Genomic DNA, 3,488 nt, shown 5'->3' with positions numbered 1-3,488 from the left:
ACCCCCTGCTGAAAGATGCCCTGAAACATCGATGACATCTAATACGGGTTCAGGCTCTATGATCATTGGAATAGTAAGGGTTTTATTTGCTGCCTGATAATAGGTCGCATGGTCCATGTCAGGCTGGCCAAGCACGGCCGCACTGCCTACGGTCATACGGGTGTCTTTTTTGTATTCATATGTCAGAGGCAGAGCCAGCATATACACTCCTGCAGGTGCTTTGTCTGAAACCCTTAGCGTAAAGACCAGAGGATCATCGGGCAATTGCCCCGGAAATACCTCTTCGAGGGTCTGACTGCTAGTGGTCGGATCCACATCGATGTATTCAGAATTGGCTACCAGGGTGGCTTTCACACCATAAGCAACGGTACGAAGGGATTCGTATTCCAGTTCCTTTATGGCAAGAGCCTGTTCCGTTTCAGAAGTGCCCACACCTTGTGCACTCTTTGCACCGTATAGCACACCTCTGTTGGAAATTACGATCTTTAGATCTCTTGTTTCCCCTCTTTTCAGTTCCAAATCTCCGAGTACCGAAACATAAAGGTCCGGTTCTCCGTAGCCTGTGTAGAAGTTTGTCGTGTGCTGGTATGCAGCTGGCAGGAACTCCTTTGCAGAAACAGGCCATACCTCCGCAACTGAAAAAGTGCTGAGCACAAGCATAAATGTCAGAACGAGAGCAAAACGTGTGAAAACTTTTATTCCTGATGTATGTTTCATGCGGAGCTGACCTCCATTACCCTGACATGATCATTATCCATGTTTTTCAGTCTCTTCTTCAAGGTCCTCTGTTCCCTGTGCTTGTCCAGTAATACCAACACAGGCGGGAATACAACGAATGTAGCGAACAACGCCAGCGTTACATCGATGACCGTAATGAAACCAAAATCACTTGTCATACTGAAGGGAGAAGCGATCAATGCAGCAAAACCAAAGACGGTGGTGAGCCCTGAACTTACAATAGCTTTTCCCATCTTGATACTAGCCACATGCATGGCTTCTTCAGGACTGGCGCCTTTGTCCTTCTCTTCGAAATACCTTTCCATCATAAGGATAGCATATTCCGAACCTACTCCAAGGATAAGCGCACCAAGGGTTGCTGTCATGGGAGTGTATTCGAGACCCGTATAGTACATGACACCTCCGGACCATCCCACAACTATCAGCATCGTAATGACCGGAGTGAGAGCCTTCAGATGGTCTCTGTAAATTACCAGGAGTCCTATGAACACAAAGACTATACCCAGCATTGTCATCAGCATGCGGCCTGAGGTAAGTGCATCGATGACCTCAAAGAACACCACTGAACCACCGGTGATCGTAACAGTGGTACCGGGAGGTGGCGGGAACCATTTTAGATCTTCTTCGACAGTATCGGAAAGCTCTGATATGCCTTCAAGTCCCAATTCCCCCATGGCATTACCGATATTGAGATCGAGCACCATTATGTTCCCGCCATGGATATATCGTTCTTTTTGGGTATCTGACATCCGTGCATACAGATGCCGGACTTCCTCTTCACTGTCCGGGATCTCGCCTCCGTTCATTTCCTTTACGATGGACACTATGCTGCCGGACCCATATATGTGGGACCGACCTTCAACCTCGTGCTCTGCAAACTCATCCATCCAATACAGAAGGTCCGGATCTGCAGTGTTGTCTGTTTTGATCACAAGGTTGATCTCCTCATTACCACCCAATATGCTGCCCAGGTGTTTCAGATCCAGTAAAGCTGGCATATCCTGTGGGACAAAGGTCTGTACGTCGGTCTGTAGCGGAACCATGGTGTCCACATACATACCACCTAAACAGGACAATCCTGCAACTATAAGAATGATCCATGGATATTTTAGTGTGAAGGCAGTGATCCTTCCAAGCATACTATCCAGCATATCAGGCTGTACATTATTGCCGGGATGATCATTCTTCTTGTGGAAGTTACCGTTTTTCAACTGCTTCCTGACATCTGCACGGTGCAGGGAATAGATCACCGTCACTCCCATAAAAAGAGCTGATAAAAAGCACATCACTATACCTATAAGCAAGAGCTTTCCAAAATCCTGTATCATAGGCACTACAGATGTGAACAGGGAAATGAATCCTAAAGCAGTGATGATCAAAGCTATCAGCACTGCAGGGCCAATGTGTTTTATAGTTTGTATTACAGCCTCTGCAGCATCTTCTCCTTTACCAAGTTCTTCCTCTATGCGGTTATGGAACTGAATAGCATAGTCTATCCCAAGGCCGATCAGCACGGGAAAAGCTGCCATGGATACCATTGTCATGGGTATCTGCAAAGAACCCATTGCACCGAAGGTGAATATAATGCCAAGCAGCACGATAGGAAGAGGAAGCAATCTCCATCTGACGTGCCTGAATACCAGATAAAGTACTATCACCATGAGTATGACCGATATGCCAAGCAAAGGCCCCATGCTTGAGTTCATCTCATAGTTGAGCGCGATGTTAAAAGCGGGATCTCCGGTCACTATTATACCATAATCCGGGGGAAACTCAGCGAAAGCAACAGATGCTTCTGTTTCCCTCAGTATTTCTTCCTGCATCTGGTCCGTGGCACTGCCTTCTATTACCACTGACATGAAGGCATGGGTCTCATCCGGCATAAGGGCTGACGGCATATATGAAGCGACTATGCTTTTTATTGTAGCTTCATCGTCAGGTATTTCTGACTTTCCTGTCATTTCATAGTTGGCTTGTTTTATTACAGTGGTAGGAGAAGTTACTTCAATGACCCCAGGTATGTTCTCAGCAGACCGCTGGGCTCTGTCCAGGGCTTTGAGAAGTTCAGGATTTGTGATATCTTTACCCTCGATCATTACAACAATGGACTGGGTACTGAAGAGTTTCAAATAGAGGTGATCAAAATCCTGATATAGCTTGGAGGTCTTTTCCACGAAAGTGTCAGTCCCTGATCTCATTTCAATGAGCTGGGCACCCTGCAGGGAGAGGACTATTAAAAGCAACGCAATCAGCACTATAGCCGCCGAGTTGTCCTCGATGAAGAACCCAAGTTTTTCAAATATGCCTTTTATAATGATACCTCTTAACTGTACCAACTTTCTGTCAGGATAAGGGCCATATAGAAGCGACTGATATTTATAGTTTTTTGAAAATTACAAGTTTGTTGTTATTTTAATAACAACTAAAAACCACGATAAATAGTTGCACATAGAGTACTATGTATTTTAGGTATAAAGTAAGAATACAGGAGAAAAAGAGCAAGGAAAAAGAGAACAAAAATAGTTCTCAATCGAGCTTTTCACCACATTGCATACAGAATTTTTCTCCTTCTTCCACGTCCCTGCCACATTTGGGACATTTTTTCTTCCCTCCACCTATGGTGGAGCGTTGTATCACACTATCCTGTATGTTAGTAGTGCTTGTAATATTGTACTGTGTTGTGGAGGTATCCACGAAAAGATTGACATCTGTCCTTTTTTCGATCTCTTCCAGCATCTTATGATAGAAAC

2 protein-coding genes and 1 pseudogene are annotated in these 3,488 nt (G+C 45.1%); all 3 read right to left on the bottom strand.

What is annotated here, in order from left to right; all coding sequences use genetic code 11:
- Window positions 1-717 (bottom strand): annotated as a pseudogene (locus AB7U21_RS11350) (COG1361 S-layer family protein); the annotation flags it as partial.
- On the bottom strand, window positions 714-3,074 hold the full coding sequence (locus AB7U21_RS11345) for a hydrophobe/amphiphile efflux-3 (HAE3) family transporter (protein ID WP_428389148.1): 2,361 nt from the start codon (window positions 3,072-3,074) through the stop codon (window positions 714-716). The pseudogene AB7U21_RS11350 and the gene AB7U21_RS11345, both read right to left, overlap by 4 nt.
- 190 nt (window positions 3,075-3,264) lie before the next feature.
- A partial coding sequence (locus AB7U21_RS11340; RefSeq protein WP_428389146.1) for a zinc-ribbon domain-containing protein occupies window positions 3,265-3,488 on the bottom strand: 224 nt, incomplete at its 5' end.

The organism is Methanomethylovorans sp. (assembly GCF_050177135.1).
In the GTDB taxonomy this organism is placed as follows: Archaea; Halobacteriota; Methanosarcinia; order Methanosarcinales; family Methanosarcinaceae; genus Methanomethylovorans.
This window is presented reverse-complemented; position numbering and strand designations above follow the sequence as displayed.